The sequence below is a fragment of the Mesorhizobium sp. Root157 genome, from assembly GCF_001427385.1.
Lineage (GTDB): Bacteria > Pseudomonadota > Alphaproteobacteria > Rhizobiales > Rhizobiaceae > Mesorhizobium.
The window spans coordinates 1-3,124 of the sequence record NZ_LMGJ01000030.1 but is presented as its reverse complement, the minus strand read 5'-3'; the positions used below and the strand labels follow the sequence as shown (position 1 = coordinate 3,124).

Below are 3,124 nucleotides of genomic sequence, written 5' to 3'. Positions count from 1 at the left end.
ACAAACACCGTATTGACCCCAGCATGACTCGAAATCCATAATCAGAGGTGGCTCACTTCTCGATGGAAAACCCGGCTCACTTCTGAGTGGAAATCAACAGCCGTCCCGTTCGACCCGCAATTGCGGCAACTCACGGAAGATGCGGCTGCGGCGTTGCGAGAGATTTTCGCGACGCGCCTCACACCGAAGGCAATCTACCGCGCCGACCGCTGTCGAGCCTGTTCGCTTGTCGATTTGTGCCGACCGAAGGCGATGGAACGGTCGGCGAGCCTTTGGCGCGACCGTATGCTGGCTTCGCTTTTGCAGGAAGATGCCGCATCGTGAAGAAGTTGCTCAATACAGTCTATGTGACGACGGAAGGCGCGAGCCTCAAGAAGGATGGCGAAAACCTCGTTGCAGAAATCGATGGCGCTGAACGCGCCCGCGTTCCGATGCATATGCTCGCATCCCTGGTTGTATTCGGTGCGATCTTCATCTCTCCGGCCTTGATTGCGGCCTGCGCGGGCGCAGGTATCACGGTTGTTCTGCTTGATCGGGTCGGCCGTTTTCAGGCCAGGGTCGAGGGGCCCGCCACCGGCAACGTCTTGCTGCGCAGGGCGCAATACCGCGCGTCGGACACACCGGAAGACATCGTTCGAAGCATTCTTCTTGGAAAAATCGCCAACCAGCGGGCTGTTTTGATGAGAGGGCTTCGCGACGCTGGCGAGGGTATGGCATCGCCAGCGCGTAGCCGTATTGTCGAAGCAACACAGCGCCAGGCGCATATTCTCCGCAAAGTAAGTCTTGCCGGCATGGGCCTGGAGCAGCTGCGCGGTGCGGAAGGGGAGGCCGCCAGCCTCTATTTTGGCACCTTCGACGCCTTGATCCGTGCACCCGACCCCCAGATGCGCTTTCAAGGCCGCTCACGGCGTCCGCCGCTCGATCCGGTAAATGCCTTGCTTTCTTTCCTCTATACGCTGCTGACACATGATTGCCGCAGCGCGGCGGAAGGCGTGGGCCTCGATCCCGCTGTAGGTTTCCTGCACCGGGACCGGCCCGGTCGACCGAGCTTGGCTCTCGATCTGATGGAAGAATTGCGACCCATCCTGGCCGATCGCCTTGCCTTGTCGTTGATCAACCGGCGCCAGCTTAGGGTTGCCGATTTCGAAACGCGCGACGGGGGCGCTGTTTGGCTTACGGACGAGGGCCGCAAGACGGTTCTTGCCGCCTGGCAGGAGCGTAAGAAACAGGAGCGGCAGCATGCATTCCTGGGGGAAAGCGTACCGCTCGGCCTCGTTCCCCACCTTCAGGCGCAGCTTCTGGCCCGCCATCTGCGCGGCGATCTCGACGCCTACCCACCCTGGTTCTGGAAGTAGCTTTTTGCCATGATGGTGCTTGTGACCTACGATGTGAAGACTTTGGAAGGCGATGGCGCGCGCAGGCTTCGACGCGTCGCCAAAGCTTGCCAGAATTTTGGACAGAGAGTGCAGTTTTCGGTGTTTGAGATCGAGGTCGATCCGGCGCAATGGACAACCATGAAGGCGGGGCTGGAGCGGATCGTCGATCCGCAACACGATAGTTTGCGCTACTACTATCTCGGCGCCAATTGGCATGGCCGGGTCGAGCATTTCGGCGCCAAGCCTGCTGTCGATCTTGGTGGCACTCTCATTGTCTAAGCATAGTGTGACCGACTCAGCGCGGACGTGAAGCGTGCCGGCGCCTCCCGGCCGGTTCGCGCTGCTGCTAGTTCTTTGAAATCGTGAAGAATTCCCGACTAGAGCGCGTTTCGACAGGCGCTCGTCATGGGCTTTTGGCGCATTTCGCGATCAGTTCTTTCTTTTCTCAAGCATTACAATGGACTAGCTACTACGCAGTCGCCTCTCGCACGGAGGCGTGGGTCGAAACGCGAACACCCGGCATCTTGTCGCCGTGACGGTCGTCGCCTCTCGCACGGAGGCGTGGGTCGAAACAGTTCAGTCGTCCTCGCACCATCGTGCGCCTCTGTCGCCTCTCGCACGGAGGCGTGGGTCGAAACAGCTGCAGCATTTACTTGCCCTTGGAAGTAGGAGAGTCGCCTCTCGCACGGAGGCGTGGGTCGAAACAGCCACAGACCGAAACTATTCAGGATGTGCTTACGTCGCCTCTCGCACGGAGGCGTGGGTCGAAACATAATCATTGCTCCATTGTTAACACGGCAGTTTGGTCGCCTCTCGCACGGAGGCGTGGGTCGAAACTGGCCCATTCATATGGCCGGACAAGGGCCGCAAGTCGCCTCTCGCACGGAGGCGTGGGTCGAAACCTTACACGATGGGCATTTGCGACATCGTGACCATGTCGCCTCTCGCACGGAGGCGTGGGTCGAAACATCGGCAAAGACTCGCTTGCCACCGGCTTTTTGCGTCGCCTCTCGCACGGAGGCGTGGGTCGAAACCGAAGCCTACTACTGGTGCAACGAGCGTGAGCTTGTCGCCTCTCGCACGGAGGCGTGGGTCGAAACTGTCAACTTCATCTCACCGCCCTCCCGTAGCCGTAGTCGCCTCTCGCACGGAGGCGTGGGTCGAAACTAGGGCCAAAGGGCGAGGTCATCTGCGTTTACGGTCGCCTCTCGCACGGAGGCGTGGGTCGAAACTGCACAAGCAGATCGAGAAAGACAGCTGCATTAGTCGCCTCTCGCACGGAGGCGTGGGTCGAAACCCTGCCAGTTTCATCGGCGTTGCGACTGCGCCGGGTCGCCTCTCGCACGGAGGCGTGGGTCGAAACTTCTGATCGAGCTGATAGTCCATGAACGAGCCGCGTCGCCTCTCGCACGGAGGCGTGGGTCGAAACTCGATCACCGCAAGCGCATCGGCAAGCCGCTCACGGTCGCCTCTCGCACGGAGGCGTGGGTCGAAACCTTGCTGGCCTTTCCGACGAACAGAAGGCCGCTGGTCGCCTCTCGCACGGAGGCGTGGGTCGAAACTTTTACGACTGGCCTAGCACAAGGCCGGAAGTCGGTCGCCTCTCGCACGGAGGCGTGGGTCGAAACAACACCAACAGGGTTTACGCTGTTGGTTTCCACGCGGAACTGAGCCGGTTTTTCCACCGAGAAGTGAGCCACCTCTGAGTATGGTTTTCTGATCAGGGTTTGGTCAAGGGATTGGCCTTT

At 60.1% G+C, this 3,124-nt stretch carries 2 protein-coding genes and 1 CRISPR repeat array; both genes read left to right on the top strand.

Features of this window, described 5'->3' with window-relative positions; all coding sequences use genetic code 11:
• Positions 1 to 320 precede the first annotated feature (320 nt).
• The gene (gene cas1c / locus ASD64_RS14175) at positions 321 to 1,355 is read left to right on the top strand and encodes a type I-C CRISPR-associated endonuclease Cas1c (RefSeq protein WP_056106085.1); all 1,035 of its coding nucleotides are present in this window, start codon (positions 321 to 323) and stop codon (positions 1,353 to 1,355) included.
• A 9-nt stretch (positions 1,356 to 1,364) separates the two neighbouring features.
• Positions 1,365 to 1,655: a CRISPR-associated endonuclease Cas2 gene (cas2, locus tag ASD64_RS14170; protein ID WP_056106083.1), complete on the top strand. Its 291-nt coding sequence runs from the start codon at positions 1,365 to 1,367 to the stop codon at positions 1,653 to 1,655.
• A gap of 197 nt (positions 1,656 to 1,852) precedes the next feature.
• Positions 1,853 to 3,004: a CRISPR direct-repeat array (repeat unit 32 nt; unit sequence GTCGCCTCTCGCACGGAGGCGTGGGTCGAAAC).
• Positions 3,005 to 3,124: the final 120 nt, after the last annotated feature.

What these genes read in the sequence shown, in the direction of transcription:
- cas2 (WP_056106083.1), top strand. Translation starts at nt 1,365, where the DNA reads ATGATGGTGCTTGTGACCTACGATGTGAAGACTTTGGAAGGCGATGGC.